This is a genomic window from Neorhizobium lilium (assembly GCF_004053875.1).
Classification (GTDB): Bacteria; Pseudomonadota; Alphaproteobacteria; order Rhizobiales; family Rhizobiaceae; genus Neorhizobium; species Neorhizobium lilii.
Genome location: NZ_SBIP01000002.1, coordinates 797,879 through 819,935, shown reverse-complemented (window position 1 = coordinate 819,935; position 22,057 = coordinate 797,879). Strand labels below are relative to the sequence as shown.

General features: G+C 60.2%; 23 protein-coding genes. 13 read left to right on the top strand and 10 right to left on the bottom strand.

What is annotated here, in order from left to right:
- Positions 1 to 144: 144 nt before the first annotated feature.
- A complete protein-coding gene (locus tag EPK99_RS10130; RefSeq protein WP_128442900.1) occupies positions 145 to 930 on the bottom strand; it encodes a class I SAM-dependent methyltransferase in 786 nt (261 codons plus the stop codon).
- 230 nt (positions 931 to 1,160) lie between these two features.
- Positions 1,161 to 1,859 carry a helix-turn-helix transcriptional regulator gene (locus tag EPK99_RS10125; protein ID WP_128442899.1) on the bottom strand — a complete coding sequence of 233 codons (699 nt, stop codon included), beginning with the start codon at positions 1,857 to 1,859 and terminating at the stop codon, positions 1,161 to 1,163.
- A gap of 100 nt (positions 1,860 to 1,959) precedes the next feature.
- Here EPK99_RS10125 and EPK99_RS10120 point away from each other — a divergent pair, with 100 nt between their 5' ends.
- The gene (locus tag EPK99_RS10120) at positions 1,960 to 2,829 is read left to right on the top strand and encodes a DMT family transporter (RefSeq protein ID WP_128442898.1); all 870 of its coding nucleotides are present in this window, start codon (positions 1,960 to 1,962) and stop codon (positions 2,827 to 2,829) included.
- An 8-nt stretch (positions 2,830 to 2,837) separates the two neighbouring features.
- On the opposite strand, the gene EPK99_RS10115 is transcribed toward EPK99_RS10120, so the two are convergent.
- Positions 2,838 to 3,863: an RluA family pseudouridine synthase gene (locus EPK99_RS10115; protein ID WP_128442897.1), complete on the bottom strand. Its 1,026-nt coding sequence runs from the start codon at positions 3,861 to 3,863 to the stop codon at positions 2,838 to 2,840.
- A gap of 30 nt (positions 3,864 to 3,893) precedes the next feature.
- Between EPK99_RS10115 and EPK99_RS10110 the strand changes: the two genes are divergently transcribed.
- Both EPK99_RS10110 and EPK99_RS10105 read left to right on the top strand, forming a co-directional pair.
- Positions 3,894 to 4,280 (top strand): hypothetical protein, encoded by a 387-nt coding sequence (locus EPK99_RS10110; RefSeq protein WP_128442896.1) that lies wholly within the window; start codon positions 3,894 to 3,896, stop codon positions 4,278 to 4,280.
- Positions 4,277 to 5,110 (top strand): TrmH family RNA methyltransferase, encoded by an 834-nt coding sequence (locus EPK99_RS10105; protein WP_128442895.1) that lies wholly within the window; start codon positions 4,277 to 4,279, stop codon positions 5,108 to 5,110. The genes EPK99_RS10110 and EPK99_RS10105 overlap by 4 nt, the downstream gene beginning before the upstream one ends.
- A gap of 15 nt (positions 5,111 to 5,125) precedes the next feature.
- Here the strand turns inward: EPK99_RS10105 and EPK99_RS10100 are convergent, their stop codons facing one another.
- Together EPK99_RS10100 and EPK99_RS10095 are read right to left on the bottom strand one after the other, a co-directional pair.
- Positions 5,126 to 6,349: a coiled-coil domain-containing protein gene (locus tag EPK99_RS10100; RefSeq protein ID WP_128442894.1), complete on the bottom strand. Its 1,224-nt coding sequence runs from the start codon at positions 6,347 to 6,349 to the stop codon at positions 5,126 to 5,128.
- 127 nt (positions 6,350 to 6,476) lie between these two features.
- Positions 6,477 to 7,067, bottom strand: coding sequence for a DUF1134 domain-containing protein (locus tag EPK99_RS10095; protein ID WP_128442893.1), 591 nt, complete (start codon positions 7,065 to 7,067; stop codon positions 6,477 to 6,479).
- Positions 7,068 to 7,256: 189 nt separating this feature from the next.
- On the opposite strand from EPK99_RS10095, the gene chpT reads away from it, so the two are divergent.
- Both chpT and EPK99_RS10085 read left to right on the top strand, forming a co-directional pair.
- On the top strand, positions 7,257 to 7,904 hold the full coding sequence (gene chpT / locus EPK99_RS10090) for a histidine phosphotransferase ChpT (protein ID WP_128442892.1): 648 nt from the start codon (positions 7,257 to 7,259) through the stop codon (positions 7,902 to 7,904).
- A gap of 98 nt (positions 7,905 to 8,002) precedes the next feature.
- Entirely contained in the window at positions 8,003 to 8,365 is a 363-nt protein-coding gene (locus EPK99_RS10085; RefSeq protein ID WP_128442891.1) for a response regulator, read from the top strand.
- Between the two features lie 126 nt (positions 8,366 to 8,491).
- On the opposite strand, the gene ctrA is transcribed toward EPK99_RS10085, so the two are convergent.
- Positions 8,492 to 9,193 (bottom strand): response regulator transcription factor CtrA, encoded by a 702-nt coding sequence (gene ctrA / locus EPK99_RS10080; protein WP_128442890.1) that lies wholly within the window; start codon positions 9,191 to 9,193, stop codon positions 8,492 to 8,494.
- Positions 9,194 to 9,614: 421 nt separating this feature from the next.
- On the opposite strand from ctrA, the gene EPK99_RS10075 reads away from it, so the two are divergent.
- On the top strand, positions 9,615 to 9,968 hold the full coding sequence (locus EPK99_RS10075; protein WP_128442889.1) for a flagellar export protein FliJ: 354 nt from the start codon (positions 9,615 to 9,617) through the stop codon (positions 9,966 to 9,968).
- 184 nt (positions 9,969 to 10,152) lie between these two features.
- Positions 10,153 to 10,602: a paraquat-inducible protein A gene (locus EPK99_RS10070; protein WP_128442888.1), complete on the top strand. Its 450-nt coding sequence runs from the start codon at positions 10,153 to 10,155 to the stop codon at positions 10,600 to 10,602.
- Positions 10,603 to 10,689: 87 nt separating this feature from the next.
- Here EPK99_RS10070 and sciP read toward each other — a convergent pair whose 3' ends face one another.
- Both sciP and EPK99_RS10060 read right to left on the bottom strand, forming a co-directional pair.
- A complete protein-coding gene (gene sciP, locus EPK99_RS10065; RefSeq protein WP_062455190.1) occupies positions 10,690 to 10,965 on the bottom strand; it encodes a CtrA inhibitor SciP in 276 nt (91 codons plus the stop codon).
- A 277-nt stretch (positions 10,966 to 11,242) separates the two neighbouring features.
- The gene (locus EPK99_RS10060) at positions 11,243 to 12,274 is read right to left on the bottom strand and encodes a DUF2793 domain-containing protein (RefSeq protein WP_128442887.1); all 1,032 of its coding nucleotides are present in this window, start codon (positions 12,272 to 12,274) and stop codon (positions 11,243 to 11,245) included.
- Between the two features lie 249 nt (positions 12,275 to 12,523).
- Between EPK99_RS10060 and EPK99_RS10055 the strand changes: the two genes are divergently transcribed.
- The 4 genes from EPK99_RS10055 to EPK99_RS10040 are packed head-to-tail and all read left to right on the top strand — an operon-like array spanning position 12,524 to position 17,580.
- On the top strand, positions 12,524 to 13,774 hold the full coding sequence (locus EPK99_RS10055; protein ID WP_128442886.1) for a sarcosine oxidase subunit beta family protein: 1,251 nt from the start codon (positions 12,524 to 12,526) through the stop codon (positions 13,772 to 13,774).
- A gap of 9 nt (positions 13,775 to 13,783) precedes the next feature.
- The gene (locus EPK99_RS10050) at positions 13,784 to 14,065 is read left to right on the top strand and encodes a sarcosine oxidase subunit delta (RefSeq protein WP_128442885.1); all 282 of its coding nucleotides are present in this window, start codon (positions 13,784 to 13,786) and stop codon (positions 14,063 to 14,065) included.
- A complete protein-coding gene (locus EPK99_RS10045) occupies positions 14,062 to 17,019 on the top strand; it encodes a sarcosine oxidase subunit alpha family protein (RefSeq protein WP_128442884.1) in 2,958 nt (985 codons plus the stop codon). The genes EPK99_RS10050 and EPK99_RS10045 overlap by 4 nt, the downstream gene beginning before the upstream one ends.
- A 9-nt stretch (positions 17,020 to 17,028) precedes the next feature.
- Positions 17,029 to 17,580, top strand: coding sequence for a sarcosine oxidase subunit gamma (locus EPK99_RS10040; RefSeq protein ID WP_128442883.1), 552 nt, complete (start codon positions 17,029 to 17,031; stop codon positions 17,578 to 17,580).
- 17 nt (positions 17,581 to 17,597) lie between these two features.
- On the opposite strand, the gene EPK99_RS10035 is transcribed toward EPK99_RS10040, so the two are convergent.
- Positions 17,598 to 17,900: a HigA family addiction module antitoxin gene (locus EPK99_RS10035; protein WP_128442882.1), complete on the bottom strand. Its 303-nt coding sequence runs from the start codon at positions 17,898 to 17,900 to the stop codon at positions 17,598 to 17,600.
- 44 nt (positions 17,901 to 17,944) lie between these two features.
- Positions 17,945 to 18,226: a type II toxin-antitoxin system RelE/ParE family toxin gene (locus EPK99_RS10030; protein WP_128442881.1), complete on the bottom strand. Its 282-nt coding sequence runs from the start codon at positions 18,224 to 18,226 to the stop codon at positions 17,945 to 17,947.
- A 252-nt stretch (positions 18,227 to 18,478) separates the two neighbouring features.
- Here EPK99_RS10030 and EPK99_RS10025 point away from each other — a divergent pair, with 252 nt between their 5' ends.
- On the top strand, positions 18,479 to 20,905 hold the full coding sequence (locus EPK99_RS10025; RefSeq protein ID WP_128442880.1) for a GcvT family protein: 2,427 nt from the start codon (positions 18,479 to 18,481) through the stop codon (positions 20,903 to 20,905).
- 242 nt (positions 20,906 to 21,147) lie between these two features.
- The gene (locus EPK99_RS10020; protein ID WP_128442879.1) at positions 21,148 to 22,050 is read left to right on the top strand and encodes a branched-chain amino acid ABC transporter permease; all 903 of its coding nucleotides are present in this window, start codon (positions 21,148 to 21,150) and stop codon (positions 22,048 to 22,050) included.
- Positions 22,051 to 22,057 lie beyond the last annotated feature (7 nt).

Here is a 22,057-nt window from a genome sequence, read left to right as displayed (position 1 = left end):
ATGCTGGAGGCGAACCGAAAGTGGCGCGGATCGTTCCCCGACCCCACACCAATCCGGGTATGAGATAAGTACGGCAGAAGCGTGATTCAAGAGATCACGGATCTGTTATAGCATTACAATTTGCTTATGGATGTCCGATCTTCATCAGCGGTAAACCCGCTCGGAAAGCGCTCGCATCCCCGTATGGTTCATGAGTTCATAGACCATTCGGCGGGCCAAGGGATTGTTCAATCGTACTGCCGTCGAACCAAGGAAGTCCGTGCGGACGTGCTCGAAGGCCTTGAGGTCGGGAGATTCAGCTATTGCCCGGCAATAGATATCGAGAAAGTCGCTACGGCAGACATAGGTCTTGTATTTGGTCATGCAGAAGGCGGAGAATTTTCCTTGCTGGTCACGCAGGAAATCTGCAACTGCGACCGTTACTTCCGGCCATGCCGGATTGAACGTGTCGTCGAAGGCGATGATCCCGTGATCTGCAAGTGTTTCCATGGCGAGTTCGCTATCCGCCTTCACATGCCGAAGCATGTGGCCGCCGTCGATGCTGAAGAAGCGCGCCTCGCCGATCATGTCCGTAATCTCGCTTGGTTGAAGCACTGTGCTGTCACCCTTGATGATGAGGTTCTCATCGACGGGGAGCCCCAACTTCTTGCCGTTATCGAGAAATCGCTGATACTGAGCGGGCGTACCGTTCGGCTGCACGTCCATGTCGAACAAGTCGATCGCAAGCAGCCTGCCGTTCTCTCCGATCAGCTTCTTCAACAGGAAATATGATCTGCCGTAGTAGACGCCGATTTCGGCGATGCCGCCGCCGAAACTCTTCTTGGTCTGAAATCGCAAGAGCGACAGGAACACCAAAGCATCCGGCGGATCGATATATCCTTCGATCGTTTGGAGATCGCCGAAGATGAATTTTCGTATGTTCGCCTGCATTTCGGTCCATCCTCAGATCTCCGCGAACGGTAGCAGGCCCGTAATTATGCAAGCGATTTGTTTATATTGCGACAGCCCTCCTTTCGAAAGATGCAGGAGACTATCCAAAAGTCGGCTATGGAGTAACCCATAGGGGAGATAGATCGCCTGAAGCGCAGGTGTTGCGAGGGTTGTTCAGCATTGCTTGAAACTTGGTGAAGTTGGCGCCTTGTACGCAATAGATTGCATCTTCAGCGCGGAACGCACTCGCTGAACAGGTCGTGAGACTGCTGCCATTTCTTTCTGAGCCTGTCGCCATTCCCCTTGAAGAAATCGTCGAGAGGTTCGCAGGCTTCGATGCGATCATGGCGGAAGTGGCGAAAGTCCTGACGGAGCTCGCAGAAGCCGGCCAGCAGTATGCCGTCGATGTAGTAAACGACGGCTAGCGGGCAAACGGCCCGCTCAGTGAATTGGCCAGCGCCATCGCGGTAATGCAGTCTGAGCTTTCGCTCGTCGCGAATTGCTCTGCGCAGGCTACGCAAATCGAAATGGGCTGCGGGAATGGAATGCCAAGGTGAAACGATGAGATGTGTCTGGTCTATCGACGGTTGGTGCGTCGGCCGAACGGCATGGATTTTCGACAGCACGCTCTTGCCAGCCATTCCAAGGCTGTGATCTCCTGTCCGCGCGATGAGCGAGAGGCCGACGCTGATCGCCTCGATCTCTTCCGGAGTGAACATCAGAGGCGGGAGATCGTAACCCGTCCGCATGACGTAGCCGATGCCGGCGGCGCCTTCGATTGGAACACCCGCCACCTGCAATGCGGCTATGTCACGGTAGACGGTGCGCTTGGTCACCTCAAGACGTGCCGCAATCGCGTCTGCCGTCAGCGGAAAACGGGAGGCGCGCAGCATCTGCACGACTTCAAACATGCGACCTGGATTCGGCATTGGGGATACTCCACGGCACCGTCCCACTCAACACTGTTGACAGGATGTTGTCAGCAGCAATCTAGTAGCTCAGGCAGATCTCTTTCCTGTGGAGACTGCCATGAAGTTGCAACCTCATGTTCTCGGCCTGATCCTCATATTCGTCTCCACGGTCGTGCTCAGCACGGCGGGCTTGATGGCCCGTCTTGTTGTGCTCGACAGTGTGACGATCGTCTTCTGGCGCGGCCTTGCCGGCGGCCTGGCGCTGCTCGTCGTTCTATTTATTGGGTCGCCAAAACACGGTTTCAGGCAATTCTCTAGTATGAAGTGGCCGGCTCTTCTGGTTGCCGCCGTGACAGCTATCGGCATGACGTTCTTCATCGCGGCCCTCAAGGCAACCAGCGTCGCGCATGTATCGATTATCTTTGCCACCTGCCCCTTCGTATCGGCCGGTCTCGGGTTGATCTTGCTGGGAGAACGGCCGGGCCGCAGCGCACTGCTGGCCAGTATCGTGGCGCTGGCAGGTGTCGTGTTCATGGTGGGGGTCGGTGAGGCTGGTGGCTTGCTCGGCGATCTTTTTGCTTTTGCGATGACCGTCAGCGTCGCGCTGACGACGGTGCTGGTGCGGCGCTATCCGGAGCAGCCTGTAATGCCTTCAGCGGCGCTGGCGGCGATCTTCAGCGCCCTTGCCGCTCTGCCCTTTGCGGAACCTCTGGCGGCATCGGGGCGGGATATCCTGATCGTCGCCTGCTTCGGCATCCTCGGTTTTGCATTGGGGATAAGCCTGCTGTTGAGTGGAGCGCGCCTGCTTTCGCCGGTCGAGACCGCGCTGATCGGGTCGCTCGATGCGCCACTCGCCCCATTGTGGGTCTGGCTCTTCCTCGGAGAACACGTGGACTATGCAACCATGATCGGCGGCGGGATCGTGATGGGAGCGGTCGCCTGCCATGTCGGCGGAGACATGCGCCGACGTACAGTGACATGCACATAGGCCGATGGCTACTGCCGCAGCGCCTCGATCAGTTCAGCCATATCTTGCGGCATCTGGGCCTCGAATTGCATCACGTTGCCGGTGCGGGGATGTTCAAATGCCAGCAGAAAGGCGTGCAGCGCCTGGCGCGGGAAGCGGCTGACGACGCTCTTGGCTGGCTCGGGCAGCAGGTTCGCCTTGGTCTTGAAGCCGCCGGAATATTCCGGATCGCCGATCAGCGGATTGCCGACATGCGCCATATGCACGCGGATCTGGTGGGTGCGTCCGGTTTCGAGCCGGCATTCGATCAGGGCCGCCAGCGAGGTGGCATCGGGCTTCTCCTGGAAGCGTTCGACAACCTGGTAATGGGTGATGGCCTCGCGCGAATCGCTACTGTCTTCCTTTTGCACGGCCCGTTTGGTGCGATCCGCGTTGGAGCGGCCGAGCGGCGCGTCGATCGTGCCCTTCAACCCGGCCGGTCTGCCCCAGACGACCGCCTGGTATGCGCGCTCCAAGGGGCCGGTGCGGCCGTGGTCTGCGAACTGGTCGGCAAGGTGGCGGTGCGCGATGTCATTCTTGGCAACCACCATGACCCCGCTGGTTTCCTTGTCGAGACGATGGACGATGCCGGGGCGCTTGACGCCGCCGATGCCGGAGAGACTGTCGCCGCAGTGGTGGATGAGGGCATTGACCAGTGTGCCGGTCCAGTTGCCGGCACCGGGATGCACGACCAGTCCGGCAGGCTTGGCGATGACGATCAGGTCCTCGTCCTCGTAGAGCACGTCGAGCGGGATGTCCTCGCCCTTGGGCTCCGGATCTTCCGGCTCGGGTAGCACGATCTCGACGTCGTCTCCGGGCGAGACCTTTTTCTTGGGCTCGGTCACCACCTTGCCGTTCAGGCTAACCGCTCCCTGTTCGATCAGCGCCTTGATGCGGCTACGCGAATATTCGCCTGCCAGCACGCCAGTCAACCACGCATCCAGGCGTCCTTCGGCATCTTCCGCCGCGGTCAGGACTTTCCTCGCAGCCTCAGCTTGTTTAAAGGGTTCGATCATAAGACATCCGATGTACTGCAAGGACGCTCCATGCCCCAACCCGAGATCGAGGAACAGGAACAGCCGCTTGATCCGGCAATGGAGAGGATCCGCCGGAAGATGGTGCTGCTGCAGCTCGTTTCGGGCGGGATCTTGTTCGTGTGCTTTATGGCGGTCCTCGCCGCCGTTGTCTACAAGGTCGCACAAAGGCCGGCCCAACCGCCGGCGACGGTCGCTTCCGGAAGCTTTGCCGTCCCGGCCGATCATCCGCTTGCAGCAACCGCCGCGCTGCCGGGCGGCTTCAATATCCAGGACGTGTCCCTATCCGGCAGCCAGCTCGTATTCTACGGCCTGCTCGACGGCGACCAGAAGGTGTTCATCTTCGATCTTACCGTCGGGCGCATCGTTGCCGACGTGACGGTCAGCACGGGCCAGTGACGAACGTCATCCGCATCGAGGATGCCGACGATCCGCGGATTGCCGAATTCGTCGGCGTCCGCGAACGGGATCTGACGCGCGGTGAGGGGCGCTTCATTGCTGAAGGAACGGTCGTCCTGCGCATGCTGGCGGCGGCGCATGACAGGGGCGACCAGTTCCTGGCGGAAAAGATCCTTCTCCTCGAAAACCGGGTGGAGGGCGTATCGGAGATCCTGGCGCAGTTTCCGCCCGAGGTGCCGGTCTATGTGGCCTCGTCAGACGTGCTCGACCGTATCGCGGGCTTTCACCTGCATCGGGGCGTGCTGGCGCTCGGGCGTCGGGTATCCGCCAGGACGTCGTCCGAGCTGCTGGCCGGTCTTCCGCAAGAGGCCTTGGTCGTGGCTGCCTTCGGCATTTCCAATCACGATAATATCGGCTCCATCTTCCGAAATGCCGCAGCCTTCGGCGCCGATGCGGTTCTGCTGGACGATGCCTGCTGCGACCCGCTCTACCGCAAGGCGTTGCGGGTGTCGGTCGGGGCCGTACTTGCGGTTCCCTACGTTCGCGCAGGTAGCATGACCGATATTCTGACCGCTCTTTCGGCACAGGAATACGCGATCTGGGGACTGTCTCCGGGCGGGGAGCTGGAGATAAGCCAAGTGCCGGGACATCCTCGCATGGCGCTGGTCACCGGTACGGAAGGCGAGGGGCTGCCGGCTTCCGTTCTTTCTGTCCTGCAAACCGCCAGGATTGCGCAAGCGCCGGGCCTCGACAGCCTCAATGCCGCGACGGCAACGGGTATTGCGCTTTATACGATCGCAAGGATCCAGGGGCGGCTTAAAAACGCTTGAGCCAGACCGGCTGCCTTATATCGGCTCCCCGTTGAGAGCTGAAAGCGTCTTCTTCGCCTTGACGGCAAGGCTTTCACGGCCGCTGCTGCCGGTCCGCCCTGAAAGGATGGGGTGGATGGGGGATGCCTTGCCCTCGCTGGCGGCCGTCAGGGCGACCATGCTTGCGGCGATAACAGCGAGCTCCTGGCGTAGCGCCTCGTCATTGGCGGTGCTCTTGCTGTTCAACAGTCGCTCGGAAAGAGCCGTTGCGCGATTGCGTGCGTCTTCGGCAAGAGAGGCAATCCGCGCATCAACTTCATCGTCACCGATGACTGCTGCCTGAGGTTTCACTGCGGGAGGCACCGGCTGCGCTACTGGAACAATGTCATTGTCTACGGCCACGTCTTCGTCCTCGTCGCGGGCTGGTGTGGCTACCGGGAGTGCAGTGTCGGGCCTTCCTGCGTCAATCCCGCTCTCAACGGGTGACGCGGCCGAAATGCCCAGTCGTTCGCGCAGACGGGCGATCTCCTGCAGCCGGCGTTCGAGTGCCACCTCCTTGTCCGAGCGGTCGGCAATCTCGCGGTTCAGCCTGTCGTCGAGCCGTGCCACGCGCTCCTCTTCCTGGGCGAGCTTTGTTTCCGCATCCTTGGCTCGCGTCGTCTGCTGGCGAAGCTCGGTGCGGAGATTTTCCCGCTCGTCGCGCAGCGTTGTCATCCGGAGCCTCAGATTTTCCATCTCCGTGTCACGGGTCGAGAGGTCGATGCGGAAGTTGTCGGCGTCCGAGGTCAAGCGAAAGAGCTGCTGGCGAAGCTCGTAGGTCTGGGACGCGCTTTCTGCCTCTGCCTCTTCTGCTTTGGACAGCGCCGCCTTTAGTTCCTGGATATAGCTGTCTTCTTCCCGCAGCCGCGCCCGCGCCTCCGCGGCCGCCACGTCGAACTCATCGATGCGCATCTTCAGTTCGAGTTTTTCGCCCTCCAGGCGCTTCAAGTCCGAGAGCAAGGCATCCAGACGCAGTTGAAAATCGGTATTGCGGTCGCGCTCGCGGACAAGTTCCTGCTTAGTGCGGGCGTTTTCCGCCGCATAAACGGCTCGCGCCATGTCACGCTGGGCGCGAACTTCCTGCGGACTGATGGGCATGGTCGCCCGAATGCGGTTTTCCGTGTATCGCACGATCCGGCGGTGAATGGCCGGCGCGAGCAGCAAGGCCACCAATGCTGCGCTCAGAAAGCCCAAGCCGAACAGAAGAGCAAATTGGATCACGACAACGCCTGTTCTCGTCCGAGTAGGAGTGCGCTTTGTTTAAGCATGTGAGGCATGATGCCACAAGCAGGACCTACGGCCCGGCCGACCGCTCTGGTAAGGCAAGCTTGCCGATGATGGACGGTCTTCAGAAAGGGTTCCAGGTGGCGTCGCGGGTCAGCTTCAGATAGCCGACATTGATGCCGAGCCGGGCGCCGATGCCGGTGCGGATCGGAACGAGGACGACGTTGTTGTTGCGAAGCACCGTCATGCCGACGCCGGCAACGACGAAGGCCGAGCCGGACACGCCGCCAAAGCGCGCATAAAGAGCATCGACGGACGGCAGATCGTAGACGAGCATCATGGTGCGCGTTCCCTGGCCACCATAATCGATGCCAAGCGACGGACCCTGCCAGAAGACCGGATGTTGGCCGGCATTCTTCGTGTAGAGCTGGCCTTCGCCATAGGTCAGGCCGGCGATGAATGCACCTGAGCCTTCCTGGCCAAGAATGTAGCCGTTCGGCAGCCCGTATTTCGAGAAGGCGTTCTCCACGACCTTGGCAAGACCGCCGCTCGTGGACCCGAAGAAGCCGTGTCCGGCATCGACGATCTCCTGCATCGAATATTGCGAGGAGCCCTGCTGCGCCGCAGCCGGGCCGGACGCCAGGCAAAGGGCGCAAAGGAAGGAGACAATAACCCTGGCAAAGCAGGCAAAGGCGGAAACGGTTTGGCGTCGCATCTTCTTGTCCGTTCGATGATCGTCCAGGTGTCAAGCGTCATGCTCAAGCATGTCGCATATTGGGCGGATGATGTTAACAATCGGTTTACCAAATATGGTGTCATTATGACCGGAACATCGGCACCATTTTCGCGCAATCTTGGCGTGGGACATCGGCAGCTGCCGCTCATCATCCAGCAGGAGACATAAATGCCGAAGAATCCCAACCTTACTCTCAGCGGTCCGGATCTGGCGGCTCTCCTGTGTTCAAGGGTCTGCCATGACGTGATTTCACCGGTCGGCGCGATCAATAACGGGCTCGAACTGCTGGACGACGGCGCCGGCGACAGCGATGCGCTCGACCTCATCCGAACCTCAGCGCTCAACGCCTCCGTCCGATTGAAATTTGCGCGCCTTGCTTTCGGTGCCTCCGGCTCGGTCGGTGCTTCCATCGACACCGGCGAGGCGGAAAAGGCCGCCAAGGATTTCGCGATCGCCGAAAAGAAGACGGAAGTCACCTGGAGCGGCCCGCGCGCCATCATCCCCAAGAACAAGGTGAAGCTTCTGCTCAACCTCTTCCTCGTCGCCTATAGCGGTATCCCGCGGGGCGGCGTTATGGATATTACGCTGGAAAATCCGGAAACGGACGCCCGGTTCGTCATCACCATCAAGGGCAAGATGATGCGCGTGCCCGCCAAATTCGTCGAGATCGCCACCGGAACGCTCGAAGAAGCCGTCGATGCCCATTCCATTCAGCCCTATTATACCGTTCTCCTGGCAGACGAATGCGGGATGGACCTGACGCATATTGCTTCCGAGGACAAGATCACCTTCATAGCCGAGACTGCGGCGGCCTGATTCGGGCCGGCGCCTAGTTTCCACGCGTAACGATTCGTTAGCTGCGATCCCCTAATAATAGCTGTCAGCGCCAATGGCCACGGACGGAGGGAGCGCAGATGCAACGGTTAATGATTGTCGACGGGTCGGACATCGTGCGCAAGGTCGGGAAGCGGATCCTTTCCGAACTTGGCTTTCTCGTGGTCGAAGCGGAGAACTCCCGCGAGGCGATCATGCGCTGCCAGGCTGAGCTTCCTGATCTGATCATCGTCGATTCCACCATGGAAGGTGCGCTGGACGTCATCTCCGCGGTGCGCGCCATGCCGACGGGCAAGACTGCCCGCATCTTCTATTGCGTGATCGAGGCCGATCTCAAGAAGATGATGGCCGGCAAGCGGGCAGGGGCCGACGATTTCCTTCTCAAGCCCTTCGACCGCAAGATCCTGACTTCTGTCTTTTCCGGCTTCGCCGCAGCGGCCTGACAGCTTCCCTATTCCTCACGTCTCGAACGGCGACCTTCGGGTTGCCGTTTTCGTTTGACATCAGGGCATAAAAATACCCGCCTCAGGCCGAGGCGGGTATTTTTTGAAAAGGGGAGGAAAGGCGGATCAGGCTGTTTCGGCGAACTCGACAGCGTCCGGCTCGCGCAGCACATAGCCGCGGCCCCAGACGGTTTCGATATAGTTGGCGCCGCCGGCAGCATTGGCGAGCTTCTTGCGGAGCTTGCAGATGAAGACGTCGATGATCTTCAGTTCCGGCTCATCCATGCCGCCATACAGGTGGTTGAGGAACATTTCCTTGGTGAGGGTCGTACCCTTGCGGAGCGAAAGCAGCTCCAGCATCTGGTATTCCTTGCCCGTCAGATGAACGCGCTGGCCGCCGACTTCGACAGTCTTGGCATCCAGGTTGACGATCAGTTCGCCCGTGATGATGATCGACTGGGCGTGACCCTTGGAGCGGCGAACGATGGCGTGGATGCGGGCAACAAGCTCGTCCTTGTGGAAGGGCTTGGTCATGTAGTCGTCGGCACCGAAGCCGAGACCGCGGACCTTGTCCTCGATGCCGGCCATGCCCGACAGGATGAGGATGGGCGTTTTGACCTTCGAGAGACGCAGCGTCCGGAGCACCTCGTAACCCGACATATCGGGCAGGTTGAGGTCGAGAAGGATAATATCGTAATCGTAGAGCTTGCCGAGGTCTACGCCCTCTTCACCGAGGTCGGTGGTGTATACATTGAAGCTTTCCGATTTCAACATCAGCTCGATGCTCTGGGCAGTCGCGCTGTCATCTTCGATGAGTAGAACCCGCATATTTATCCCCTTTGCCGCCGCGTAAGGTTAACTATTGCCCCCTTACTCATCACGGATCCAGACTGAGCCTGATTTGGAAGCTGCCACGAATTGGTTAACAAATTATGATTCCTTCTGGCAAGGTCCATCAATTCATTAAGCAAAATTAGTAGAAGCCTGTTTTCTTTAGAGATTGGCCATCACCAAGATGAATCTACGCGTGAGGAAAGCGCGCTAAGTGATTCATGCGACTCAGACATTGTCGCGGCCGAATTGGCCCTGGCATTTACCGACCCTTAAATGATCAGGCTTATCATTAATGATGCCCGTAAATGAAAGGTTAACGAGGCGTCCAAATTTATTAACGCCACGGAAATTTTTCGGTCCGAAGTGTAACAGTGGGGACACACGGGCTGGTCTCGCTCTCCACGGAGTATTGCGTATGAAGTCGCGTGACAACCTAGTCCGCCTGAAGAGCTTTCAGGTCAACGAGAAGCGTCGCCAGCTGCAGCAGCTGGAAATGATGATGGCAGAATTCGAGCGGATGTCGAAGGAGCTGGAACACCAGATCACGCTCGAGGAGAAAAAGTCGGGAATTTCGGATCCCAATCATTTTGCCTATCCGACATTCGCCAAGGCGGCCCGCCAGCGTGCGGACAATCTTCAGGTTTCCATCCGGGAACTGAAGGTCCAGCAGGAAGCGGCCGAACTGGCGTTGGAAGAGGCGGAAGCCGAATTCTCCAAGGCTGCGGCGCTCGAAGAGCGCGACAGCAGCAGTGTACGCGCCCGCGCTTAACAGCAGGGGCGTTCAATCAACCGGATCTGGTTTCGGAGCGGACAAGGCTTTTCCGAGACCTTTTTCGCGTGGAATTTATAGCAACGCTCAAACCACGGCAAATTGCCGAAGCCTGCGGCTTCATGCGATATGGGGCACATCCGCGTAAACCGTGCGGCGGGCAGGGAGCAGCAAATTGGGCTCGATGACGAGACTGGCGGTTCCGCTTCTCTTCGCAGCAGCCTGCCTTTTTCTGATACTCGGGATCTATCTGCCGATCATCCGCTTCGACAAGCTGTATGTCTTCAGCGAGACGCCGTCCCTGTTGGAACTGGTTTCAACCCTATGGGACGAAGGCGACGTGATGCTCGCGCTTCTTGTCGCCACCTTCTCCATCGGCTTCCCCATTTTCAAGCTGGTCGCACTCGGTGTGGAGATCGCGGCCAAGGACCGTCACCTGCCGCTTCTCCGCCGCGCGATGCCGCACCTGTCCAAGTGGTCCATGATGGATGTGATGCTGGTGGCGATCGTGATCTTTGCGGCGAAGAGCAGTGGCCTGGCAAAGGCGGTCACGCAGCCCGGCTTGTGGTTCTATGCCGGTTCCGCGCTGATCGCCGCTTTGCTGCCTTCGTTAGTGGTCAAGATGCGGCAGTGATGCACCGACCCGCAAAGCGAAAGGTGCCATTGCGGACATTCCGTCAACGACACCTTAAACGGGGGCGGCTGTTCGCCGGATTTCGCCCTAGTGGCGGTACTGCTGGATACGGGTGGTTCTGAGGCCGGCCAGACCATGGTCGTTGATGGAGGCCTGCCAGGACAGGAATTCTTCGACTGTGAGCGTGTACCGCTCGCAGGCTTCTTCCAAGCTCAACAGGCCACCGCGAACCGCTGCGACAACCTCAGCCTTGCGACGGATGACCCAGCGGCGCGTATTGGCCGGCGGCAGGTCCGCAATCGTCAGGGGGCTGCCATCGGGGCCGATGACATATTTCACTCGAGGACGTATCATTTCGGTCATTGGACTCTCTACACAACGCAAGACCACGTCGCACAGCCTAACGGGGCAGTTTTAACATTTGACTAAATCGTGAGGGTCATTTGGAACCAAATGCGACAGTGTTTTCATTTTGTGAGCGCTCTTCGGCAAACTCTTGAAAAGAATAATCTATTTTAGGAATATTAAGACAGGTAGGTGATTCGAATCTCCTCCTTAAGACGGCCAGTTGTCCCAAGGGAAGGCAGATGAAGCCGCCCTGAAGCAAGAAAGGGCGGATCCTTGTGCCCAAAATCCGATCTTAAATCATGACGAGCGAGATCTCGGTTTTGCCACTGCCCAGCTGGATCTCCGCTATGCCGCTATGGCCAAGCGTCAGTACGTCCGAAGCCGCAAGGGCGAAGATGCCGATCGCCGACTGGGTCTGCGCCGCACCGCTCGAACCGGCGACGGAGAGGAGCGTCTGCGTCCCGTTTTTAAGCACGGTCGCGCCGTGGCCGGACGAGGATGCGAGTGCCAGATTGAGGCTGATCTGGTAGATTCCGGCTGCGGGCACGACGATGCCGAAGCCGCCGGCTGCTGCTGCGGAACCACCAAGCGCAAAGCCGCCCTGGTTGAGGCCGAAATCGGTGAAGCCGCTTTGCTGCCCGGCGGTCGGTGTAAATGTGGTTCCGGGGCGAAAGGCGCGTGCAACCGGTTGGGCGGGTTTGGAAACATGCCCGGCGCCGGTTACGGCGAGTGCTGTTTTCCACGACGTGCCGTCGCTGACCTTGATCGAAAACTGATTATTGCCCGCAAGCCCCATCTCTGCATAACCGGTCCAGTTGGACTGGAAGAGGAGCGAAGCGGTGTCGGAGCCGGCCGCCTTGTTGACCTTGATCTGGTGGCCGCTGCCCGCGTGATTGAACAGGCTCGCCGGTGAGGCGAGGGCAAGCCGGTTCGTCACATCCGGCGTCGCGCCGATGCCCAGCTGATCAAGGCTGCCGGACTGCGGCAGCGGGATGTCCTGCCAGGCCGAGCCGGAAAACACCTTCAACCGGCCGATCCCGGCGAACCATGCGCGCCATCCGAGGCGCGGCTGGATGAAGCTCCAGGCGCCATCCTGCCAGCACGCGATGCGGCCTTGCCTGCCATCCCAAGCGCCTGCCGCAGAGGCTGCGACGAGATAACATGCACCTTCATCGGGCGACGGCGGAGGCGTGGGCTGTTCCGCAAGGATGGTCAGGTGCACAAGAGCATCCAGCCGCAGCAGAGCCTCGTTGTGGGTGACGTGTTTCTGCGCCTGCGACGGCAGAATGAAAGGCATTTCAAGGTTGGGGCTCGTATCGGCCATGGCTCGCTCCTGTTCGATCGCCCCAAGTCTATGGGTGCTTCAGGAGGTGGGGAGGTGGTCGACGCCAAACCATTGATCAATATGAAGCAGAGCTTGCGGAATATGCCCGCAAAGCGACGCGTGCCCGAAACGCCACGTTCGCCACCATGCCTGTTTTGTGTCGCGATCTGGCTCTCGAATGTCCTGATTGCGCTTGTCCTTTTGTCCGCATATGCGAATGTGGGGCGGCGGAACGGACGGGATGGGTGAATGCGTTATTCGGCATATTCGATCATCAAGCAGGCACTTTCGGGCAATCGGCTGTGGCAGCCGGCATGGCGTGAGCCGGAGCCGAAGCCGCATTACGACGTGATCATCGTCGGCGGTGGCGGGCATGGTCTGTCGACTGCCTATTATCTCGCCAAGGAATTCGGCATCACCAATGTCGCCGTGCTGGAGAAGGGCTATATCGGCTCCGGCAATGTCGGCCGCAACACGACGATCATCCGCTCCAACTATCTGCTCGAAGGCAATAACCCCTTCTACGAACTGTCACTGCAGCTCTGGGAGGGGCTGGAGCAGGACTTCAACTACAATGCGATGGTTTCCCAGCGCGGCGTCATGAACCTCTTCCACTCGGACGGGCAGCGCGACGCCTATGCGCGGCGCGGCAACGGCATGCGCATGCACGGCGTCGACGCGGAACTGCTCGATCGCGAGCAGGTGCGCCGGATGATGCCCTATCTCAATTTCGACCATGCACGCTTTCCCATCCTTGGCGGTCTCTACCAGCCACGCGGCGGAACCGTCCGTCACGACGCTGTTGCCTGGGGATACGCGCGCGGTGCCAATCAACGCGGTGTGGACGTGATCCAGCATTGCGAGGTGACCGGCATCCGTCGTGAGAACGGGCGCGTTGTCGGTGTCGAGACCAACCGCGGCTTCATCGGCTGCGGCAAGCTGGCCTTGGCGGCTGCCGGCAACACGACGACTGTCGGGCGCATGGCCGATCTCGACCTGCCGATCGAGACGCATGTGCTGCAGGCCTTCGTGTCGGAGGGCCTGAAGCCTGCCATCGATAACGTGATCACCTATGGGGCGGGGCACTTCTACATTTCACAGTCCGACAAGGGCGGGCTGGTGTTCGGTGCCGAGCTCGATTTCTACTCCTCCTACGCGCAGCGCGGCAATCTGCAGACCGTGGAGCATACGCTGGAGGAGGGGGTGACGATGATCCCCGGCCTGTCGCGCGCAAAAGTGCTGCGTGCCTGGGGCGGCGTCATGGATATGTCCATGGATGGGTCGCCGATCATCGACCGCACGCCGATCGACAATCTCTATCTTAACTGTGGCTGGTGCTATGGCGGCTTCAAGGCGACCCCTGCTTCCGGCTTCTGTTTCGCGCATCTGCTTGCCAAGGACGAGCCACATCATGTGGCGCGCTTCCTGCGGCTCGACCGCTTCGAGCGCGGATATATGATCGACGAGTCGGGCAAGGGCCCGCAGCCCAACCTTCACTGAGATCGCGACATGGCAAGCCTGATCACCTGCCCGCATTGCGGGACCAGACCAAAAGAAGAATTTACCATCCGCGGCGACGCGGCTCCCCGACGGCCGGGTTCGGCCGATCGGGACGAGGCTTGGTATGCCTATGTCTATATCCGCGACAATCCCAAAGGCCGCATCCTGGAGTATTGGCATCACGCAGGCGGATGCCGCCGCTGGCTGGTCGTGGATCGCGACAACCTGACCCACGAGGTGTTCGGCGTTGTAGATGCCGCTGATTTTCAGCGTACGGAGGCGGCCGAATGACGTCTTACCGGCTTGACGCAGGCGGCGCGATCAATCGCGCCCAGGCGCTGTCCTTCTCCTTCGACGGCCGCAACTACAAGGGGCTGCAAGGCGATACGCTCGCTTCGGCGCTCCTGGCCAATGACCAGATGCTGATGGGCCGCAGCTTCAAATATCACCGGCCGCGTGGTCCCGTAACGGCAGGTTCCTCCGAGCCGAATGCACTGCTGACGATCGGCAGCGGCGCGCGCTCCGAGCCGAATGCCCGCGCGACCACTGTCGAGCTCTATCAGGGACTGGTGGCAGCAAGCCAGAACCGCTGGCCTTCGCTGAAGCATGACATCGGCGCGGTCAACAGCCTTCTGTCGCCCTTCCTTGGGGCCGGCTTCTACTACAAGACGTTCATGTGGCCTGCCGCCTTCTGGGAAAAGCTCTATGAGCCTCTGATCCGGAAGGCTGCCGGTCTCGGTAAGCTCGCGCTGGAGGCGGATCCGGACCGCTACGAGAAGGCCTGGGCACACTGCGACCTGCTGGTTATCGGTGCCGGTCCTGCGGGGCTGATGGCAGCACTCGTCGCCGGGCGTGCGGGCCTGCGCGTGATCCTCGCGGATGAAGGTTTTCGACCGGGCGGCTCTTTGCTGTCCGAAAGCGTGTCCGTTGCGGGTCTTGCCGCTGTCGATTATGCTGGCGGGCTCGTTTCGGAACTTTCGAGCCTGCCCAATGTCACGCTTATGCCACGCACCACCGTGTTCGGCTGGTACGACGACATGGTGTTCGGCGCAGTCGAGCGGGTCCAGAAGCATGTGGCTTCACCATCTCCGGAGCTTCCGGTCGAGCGCTTGTGGCGCATCGTTGCCAAGCGCGCGATCCTGGCCTCCGGTGCCGAGGAGCGTCCGCTGGTCTTCGGCGGCAATGACAAGCCAGGCGTGATGACGGCCACGGCCGCTCGCACCTATCTCAACCGCTATGGCGTTGCCGTCGGCGGTAAGGTCGCTGTGTTCACCAATGGCGGTTCTGGCTATCGCACAGCTGCCGATCTTGCCGCCAAGGGCGTCGAGGTGACAGCGGTCATCGATGCCCGAGCACAGTCTGCGGATGTCGCGCCGGCCGGTATTCGGGTGATCCGCAATGCCGGCGTGGTGGCGACCAACGGGCGGCATCGGATCGACGGGCTGCTGCTGGAACGGGCAGGGTTCGAGGAGGTCATCGGCTGCGATGCGCTTGCCATGTCCGGCGGCTGGTCGCCAATCGTCCACCTCATGTGCCAGCGCGGCACGAAGCCGGTGTGGTCGGAGGAAAGCCAGGCCTTTCTCGCGCCCAACGTCGGCAACAGCTTCGTTGCGGCCGGCTCGGCAGCCGGCGTCGAGACCATATCCGAATGCCTGAGGGACGGTGCCGCCAAGGCTGCGTCGCTGGCGAGCGAGCTTGGCTTCGCTGCTCATGGCGCGAACCTGCCCGATGTCGAGGGCGAATACGACGCATCCTTCGCGCCTGTCTGGTACGTGCCGGGAGCCAAGGACAAGGCCTTCGTAGACTTCCAGAACGATGTGGCAGTGAGCGACCTCGGAGCCGCCCAGCGCGAGGGTTTTCGCCACATCGAGCACACCAAGCGCTACACAACGGTTGGCATGGCGACCGATCAGGGCAAGCTCGGCAATGTCAATACGGCCGGTATCGTTGCGGCCATGCGCGGCGTTTCGCCGGCCGAGATCGGCACAACGACCTTCCGCCCCTTCTATACGCCGGTCTCATTCGGTGCGCTGGCCGGAGCCGCGCAGGGTGAGCATGGCGCACCGGTAAGGACATCGCCCCTGCATGGCTGGGCGAAAAAGAACGGCGCCAGCTTCGTGGAAGCCGGCCTCTGGTATCGCTCGGCCTGGTTTGCCCGCGACGGCGAAAAGAACTGGCGCGAGAGCGTCGATCGGGAAGTGTTGAGCGTGCGCGCCAATGCCGGGCTCTGCGACGTTTCCACGCTTGGAAAGATCGAGATATTCGGCGCGGGCGCTGCGGAATTCCTTGACCGCATCTATTGCAACGGCTTCCTGAAATTGCCTGTCGGCAAGGCACGCTACGGTCTCATGCTGCGCGAGGACGGGATCGTCTTCGACGACGGCACGACGAGCCGGCTCGGGGAGCATCATTACGTGATGACGACCACGACCGCCTATGCGACTGATGTGATGACGCATATGGAATTCTGTGCCCAGACCTTCTGGCCGGAGCTGGATGTCCGCTTCGTCTCCGTCAGCGATCAATGGGCGCAGATGTCGCTTGCCGGTCCCAAGGCTCGCATCATCATGAGCCGCGTCGTCCAGGACGATCTATCCGACGCGGCTTTTCCTTTCCTTGCGGCGCGCGCGGTGACCCTGCGAGGCGGGCTGAAGGCCCGGCTGTTCCGCATCTCGTTTTCCGGCGAACTTGCCTATGAACTCGCCGTGCCGGCCGGCTATGGCGAGGCAGTGGCCGATGCCATCATGGAAGCCGGTCGCGACGAGGGTATCTGCGCTTACGGCGTCGAGGCGCTCAACGTGCTGCGCATCGAGAAAGGCTTCATCACCCATAACGAACTGGACGGCCGCACGACGGCCGACGATGTGGGGCTTGGACGGATGATGGCGATGCAGAAGCCGGATTTCATAGGCAAGCGGCTCTCCACGCGCTTCGGGCTGACAGCCGCGGATCGTTTGCAGTTGGTGGGACTGAAGCCCGTCGAACCGGAAAAGCAGATCAACGCCGGTGCTCACCTGCTCAAGGAAGCCGCAAAGCCGTCGCTCGCCAACGACCAGGGATTCGTATCTTCGGCCTGCTATTCACCGGCGCTTGGAAGCTTCATAGCGCTCGCCATGCTAAAATCGGGACGCGAGCGCGTGGGCGAACGGATCGTCGTCTGGGACGCGCTGCGGGGAATGGAAGTGCCGGCTGATGTCTGCGCCCCGGTCTTTGTCGATGCCGAAAACGCCAAACTCCATGTTTGAGGTAAGCCGATGACGCTCCATTTCCTTCACCGGCACGTGCTCGAAGATCATCTCGCCGGTTTCGAAACCCGCCCAAATCCGAACCACGTCAATGTGGCTCGGAGACCCGTGATCTTGAGTGTCCTTGCTCATTCGGGCCATGAAGCGGCTGTAGCCGAACGGCTGGCCGAGCTAGCGGGCGGTTCTGTGCGCTTCTGCGGTCCGGGGGAATGGCTGGTCGCGGGTCCAGCCCTTCTCGGCGAAGAGTTGGCGGACCGGCTGGGCGAGATCCCCGGCGCTTCAGTTTGCGACCAGAGCGACGGCAAGGTGCTGATGGCGATCGGCGGTCCGAGTGCGCGCAAGATTCTCGCCAAGTGCGTTGCCGCGGACCTGCACGGGGATGTCTTTGCCGAAGGTCAATCCGCCAACATGCTCTGCTGCCATGTTGCGAGCAACCTTGCCCGCACCGGCGCCGACCTCTTCGAGATCATCGTGCCGCGCTCGTTTGCCGGCTCGGTCTTCGAGGAGTTGATGGAGATGGGGCGGGAATACGCATTGACGGCGTCTTTTTCGGAAGACTGATCAGAGCGTAGCAATCCTCAGCTTGCGAGCGAATATTCCTCGATGCCGGAAAGTTCCTGCTCAAGGGCGGGTGCCTGGATCTTCAGATCATAGCTGATCTGCATGTTTAGCCAAAACTCGGGCGACGTCTTGAAGTACTTGGCAAGACGAAGCGCAGTATCGGGAGTGATCCCGACCTTTTCCGCTACAATCCGTTCGATACGCGTCCGTGGCACATGGAGCTTCTTTGCCAGTGCGTAAGGCGTCATATCCAATGGCTCAAGATAGAGTTCCCGAAGGATTTCGCCCGGGTGGATTGCTGGTAGCTGGGACGTTGCCATGGCTTATGCCTTAATGAGTTACAGCGGTGCAGCCGCCTTGCAGGTCAATGATAATCCGCGATCTCGACATTCTCGGGGCCCGCGTCAGTCCATTCGAAGCAGATCAGCCATTGCTTGTTTATCCGAATCGAATGCTGGCCTGCGCGATCTCCAGAGAGCTTTTCCAATCTATTTCCCGGCGGTGAACGCAAATCTTCGAGCGAAGTGGCCGCCTCAAGCAGAAATAGAAGTTGCTGCGCCCGACGAACGAGTTCGGCCGGGAACCCCTTCTTGACGGACCCATCCCCCACCGACTGGGTCAGCCTGTTCTTGAATGAGCGGATCACGCATATCTCCCTCCGTTGGTATCATACAGAGATACTATCTACCGTCAAGAACAACGTATCATACGACGATACTATGATCGAATTGGGGTGCCGCAAGCTGGAAATCGACGCCGTGGCAATGCCACGGCTGGCGCAATATGAACATTGAGTATGTCGGAAACGACAAAACGCGTTTCGCAGAACAGCCTATTGGGCAGGTGCGAGACAAACTAGGCTGCCGTAACTCGCATTCCTCAGGTGGAGACTGTTTTCATGAAAAGCCATGCCCGGGTCGTCGTCATCGGCGGCGGTGTCGTCGGATGTTCCATCCTCTACCATCTGACGAAATTCGGCTGGACCGACGTCGTGCTGCTGGAGCGCTCCGAGCTGACTTCCGGCTCCACCTGGCATGCGGCGGGCGGCATGCACACGATCAATGGCGATCCCAATGTCGCCAAGCTGCAGAAATACACGGTCGAGCTCTACAAGGAAATCGAGGAGTATTCCGGCCAGGATATCGGGCTGCATATGACCTCGGGCCTGATGCTGGCGGCGACGCCCGAACGCTTCGACTGGATGAAGTCGCTGCTTGCCAAGGGGAAATATGCCGGTGGCGAGGCGAGGTTGATCTCTGCCGAAGAAGCCTATGAGATGATGCCGCTGCTCGATCCCAAGCAGTTCGTCGGCGCCGTCTTCGACCCCCATGAGGGCCATCTCGACCCCTACGGCACCACCCATGCCTATGCCAAATCCGCCAAGAAGAACGGCGCCGAGATCTACCTCCACACCAAGGTGGAGGACCTGGTGCAGCTTGAGGACGGGACCTGGCGGGTGATCACCGACAAGGGCGAGATCCAGGCGGAGCACGTCGTCAATGCTGCGGGGCTCTGGGCGCGCGAAGTCGGCCGTATGGTCGGGCTGGAACTGCCGGTGCTCGCGATGGAGCACATGTATCTGATCACCGAGGACATGCCCGAGGTCATCGAGTTCAACCAGAGCCGCGGCAAGGAACTGATGCACTGCGTCGATTTCGACGGGGAGATCTATATCCGCCAGGAACGCAACGGCATGCTGATGGGCACCTACGAGAAGGATTGCCGACCCTGGTCGCCGATCGAGACGCCCTGGACCTTCGGTCACGAACTGCTGGCCGAAGACCTCGAGCGCATCACCGACGAGCTTGAAGTCGGCTTCCGGCATTTTCCGGCGTTCAACAATGCCGGCATCCGCAAGATCATCAACGGCCCCTTCACCTTCTCGCCGGATGGCAATCCGCTGGTCGGACCGGTGCGCGGCATGACGAATTTCTGGTCGGCCTGCGCGGTCATGGCCGGTTTCAGCCAAGGCGGCGGGGTCGGGCTCGCGCTGGCGCAATGGATCATCGAGGGCGACCCCGGCTTCGACGTTTTTGCGATGGATGTCTGCCGCTATGGCGACTATGCGACGCTTGCCTATACCAATGCCAAGGTGCGGGAAAATTATTCCCGCCGCTTCTCCATCCGTTATCCCAATGAGGAACTGCCGGGTGCCCGGCCGCTTCTCACCACACCGATCTACGACAAGCTCAAGGCTGCGGGTGCCGTCTTCGGGGCCTCCTATGGCCTGGAGACGCCGCTCTGGTTTGCGCCTGCCGGCGTCGAGGACAAATTCTCCTGGCGGCGGTCCACCGATTTCGACTCCGTCGGCCGCGAGGCGAAGCTCGTGCGCGAGGGTGTCGGCGTGATGGAGACCTCCGGATTTGCCAAATATACGGTGAGCGGAGAGGGTGCGCGAGACTGGCTGGATATAATCCTGGCCGGGCGCGTTCCCGATGCCGGTCACATGACGCTGACGCCGATGCTGAACGATGCCGGCAAGCTGATCGGCGACTTCACGCTCGCCAATCTCGAAGACGAGGAATTTCTGCTGATCGGATCTGGCATTGCCGAGGACTACCACATGCGGTGGTTCGAAAGCCATCTGCCGGACGACGGTTCGGTCGTCATCAACACGCTCAATCTTGGGCTGGTCGGACTTTCCATCGCAGGACCAAAGGCGCGGGAGGTTCTGCAAAAGCTGACTCATCTCGATCTTTCCGACGCGGCGTTTCCCTTCATGTCAATTCGCGAACTGGATCTCGGCATGGCGCCGCTCATCCTGGGGCGGGTCAGCTACACAGGCGATCTCGGATACGAGCTCTGGATGAAGCCGGAATACCAGCGCTACCTGTTCGACCTTCTGATGGAGGCGGGCGCCGAATTCGGCATCGGCCTGTTCGGTCTGCGGGCGCTGAACGCGTTGCGGCTGGAGAAGGCTTTCGGCAGTTGGTCACGCGAGTATCGCCCGCTCTACGGACCACTGGAAGCGGGGCTCAGTCGGTTCGTCGCCTACAAAAAGCCTGCCGATTTCATCGGCAAGGTGGCCGCACTGGGGGAAAAGGCCACGGGAGGGGCTCTTCGTCTGGTGACATTCCTGCTCGACGCGAAGGATGCGGACGTCATTGGCGACGAGCCGATTTCGCTCGACGGTGAAGTGTGCGGCTGGGTTACTTCAGGCGGATTTGCCCATGCGTCGGGCGTCTCGGTCGCCATGGGCTATGTGCCCAAGGAAAAGGCCCATGCGACGGAAGGCTGGCAGATCGAACTGCTCGGCGAGATGCTCGACGCACGCCTGCAATCGCATCCGCTTTTCGACGCGAACGGCGCCAGGATGCGCGGATAAACTTATCCGGTTGGAACAAAAGCAGTAGGGTCTGGCGCAATTTCTGCCAAGCCCTGCTGCTTTTTTGCGATTTGTGATGTTTGTGGCGGCATAATGTTGAGAACCGGGCGATTGTTGATCCGGTTTGGGCTTTTGGTCTTCACATTTCTTTCGAAAACGGTATGGAATCGGCGTAGCAAGAACCCATAAGGGACATCCAATACAAGAGATGCGGCTTCGTGACCGCGTCCGGGGGAAAAGGTATGGAGTATTTTATCCAGCAGCTCATAAACGGGCTGACTCTTGGGTCCATCTATGGCCTGGTGGCAATCGGCTATACGATGGTTTACGGCATCATCGGCATGATCAACTTTGCCCATGGTGACATTTTCATGCTCGGCGGCTTTGCCGCCCTCATCATCTTTCTGATCATCACATCCTTCTTTGCCGGCATCCCGATCGCGCTGCTGCTGATCATCATGATGGTGGTCGGCATGCTGGTTACCGGGTTGTGGAACTGGACGATCGAGCGCATCGCCTACCGGCCGTTGCGCGGCTCGTTCCGGCTGGCGCCGCTGATCACCGCCATCGGCATGTCGATCACGCTGTCGAACTTCATCCAGGTGACGCAGGGTCCGCGCAACAAGCCTATCCCGCCGCTGGTCACGGATGTGTTCCACCTGGGCGGATTGACCATTTCGCTGAAGCAGATCCTCATCGTCGTGATCACGGCCATTCTGCTGTTCGCCTTCTGGTACATCGTCAACAAGACGCCGCTGGGACGCGCCCAGCGCGCTACCGAACAGGACCGCAAGATGGCGGCGCTGCTCGGCGTGGACGTGGACCGCACGATTTCCATCACCTTCATCATGGGTGCAGCGCTCGCGGCGGTCGCCGGCAGCATGTATCTGATGTATTACGGTGTGGCCTCGTTCAACGACGGCTTCATTCCGGGTGTCAAGGCCTTCACGGCCGCCGTTCTCGGCGGTATCGGCTCGCTTCCGGGCGCGGTTCTCGGGGGTCTGCTGATCGGGCTGATCGAGTCGCTCTGGTCGGCCTATTTCTCGATCGCCTACAAGGATGTCGCGACCTTCGCGATCCTCGCCTTCGTGTTGATCTTCAAGCCGACCGGCATCCTCGGTCGCCCGGAAGTGGAGAAGGTGTAACATGGCA

What these genes read in the sequence shown, in the direction of transcription:
- EPK99_RS10130 (WP_128442900.1), bottom strand. Translation starts at nt 930, where the DNA reads ATGCAGGCGAACATACGAAAATTCATCTTCGGCGATCTCCAAACGATC.
- EPK99_RS10125 (WP_128442899.1), bottom strand. Translation starts at nt 1,859, where the DNA reads ATGCCGAATCCAGGTCGCATGTTTGAAGTCGTGCAGATGCTGCGCGCC.
- EPK99_RS10120 (WP_128442898.1), top strand. Translation starts at nt 1,960, where the DNA reads ATGAAGTTGCAACCTCATGTTCTCGGCCTGATCCTCATATTCGTCTCC.
- EPK99_RS10115 (WP_128442897.1), bottom strand. Translation starts at nt 3,863, where the DNA reads ATGATCGAACCCTTTAAACAAGCTGAGGCTGCGAGGAAAGTCCTGACC.
- EPK99_RS10110 (WP_128442896.1), top strand. Translation starts at nt 3,894, where the DNA reads ATGCCCCAACCCGAGATCGAGGAACAGGAACAGCCGCTTGATCCGGCA.
- EPK99_RS10095 (WP_128442893.1), bottom strand. Translation starts at nt 7,067, where the DNA reads ATGCGACGCCAAACCGTTTCCGCCTTTGCCTGCTTTGCCAGGGTTATT.
- chpT (WP_128442892.1), top strand. Translation starts at nt 7,257, where the DNA reads ATGCCGAAGAATCCCAACCTTACTCTCAGCGGTCCGGATCTGGCGGCT.
- EPK99_RS10085 (WP_128442891.1), top strand. Translation starts at nt 8,003, where the DNA reads ATGCAACGGTTAATGATTGTCGACGGGTCGGACATCGTGCGCAAGGTC.
- ctrA (WP_128442890.1), bottom strand. Translation starts at nt 9,193, where the DNA reads ATGCGGGTTCTACTCATCGAAGATGACAGCGCGACTGCCCAGAGCATC.
- EPK99_RS10075 (WP_128442889.1), top strand. Translation starts at nt 9,615, where the DNA reads ATGAAGTCGCGTGACAACCTAGTCCGCCTGAAGAGCTTTCAGGTCAAC.
- EPK99_RS10070 (WP_128442888.1), top strand. Translation starts at nt 10,153, where the DNA reads ATGACGAGACTGGCGGTTCCGCTTCTCTTCGCAGCAGCCTGCCTTTTT.
- sciP (WP_062455190.1), bottom strand. Translation starts at nt 10,965, where the DNA reads ATGACCGAAATGATACGTCCTCGAGTGAAATATGTCATCGGCCCCGAT.
- EPK99_RS10060 (WP_128442887.1), bottom strand. Translation starts at nt 12,274, where the DNA reads ATGGCCGATACGAGCCCCAACCTTGAAATGCCTTTCATTCTGCCGTCG.
- EPK99_RS10055 (WP_128442886.1), top strand. Translation starts at nt 12,524, where the DNA reads ATGCGTTATTCGGCATATTCGATCATCAAGCAGGCACTTTCGGGCAAT.
- EPK99_RS10050 (WP_128442885.1), top strand. Translation starts at nt 13,784, where the DNA reads ATGGCAAGCCTGATCACCTGCCCGCATTGCGGGACCAGACCAAAAGAA.
- EPK99_RS10045 (WP_128442884.1), top strand. Translation starts at nt 14,062, where the DNA reads ATGACGTCTTACCGGCTTGACGCAGGCGGCGCGATCAATCGCGCCCAG.
- EPK99_RS10040 (WP_128442883.1), top strand. Translation starts at nt 17,029, where the DNA reads ATGACGCTCCATTTCCTTCACCGGCACGTGCTCGAAGATCATCTCGCC.
- EPK99_RS10035 (WP_128442882.1), bottom strand. Translation starts at nt 17,900, where the DNA reads ATGGCAACGTCCCAGCTACCAGCAATCCACCCGGGCGAAATCCTTCGG.
- EPK99_RS10025 (WP_128442880.1), top strand. Translation starts at nt 18,479, where the DNA reads ATGAAAAGCCATGCCCGGGTCGTCGTCATCGGCGGCGGTGTCGTCGGA.
- EPK99_RS10020 (WP_128442879.1), top strand. Translation starts at nt 21,148, where the DNA reads ATGGAGTATTTTATCCAGCAGCTCATAAACGGGCTGACTCTTGGGTCC.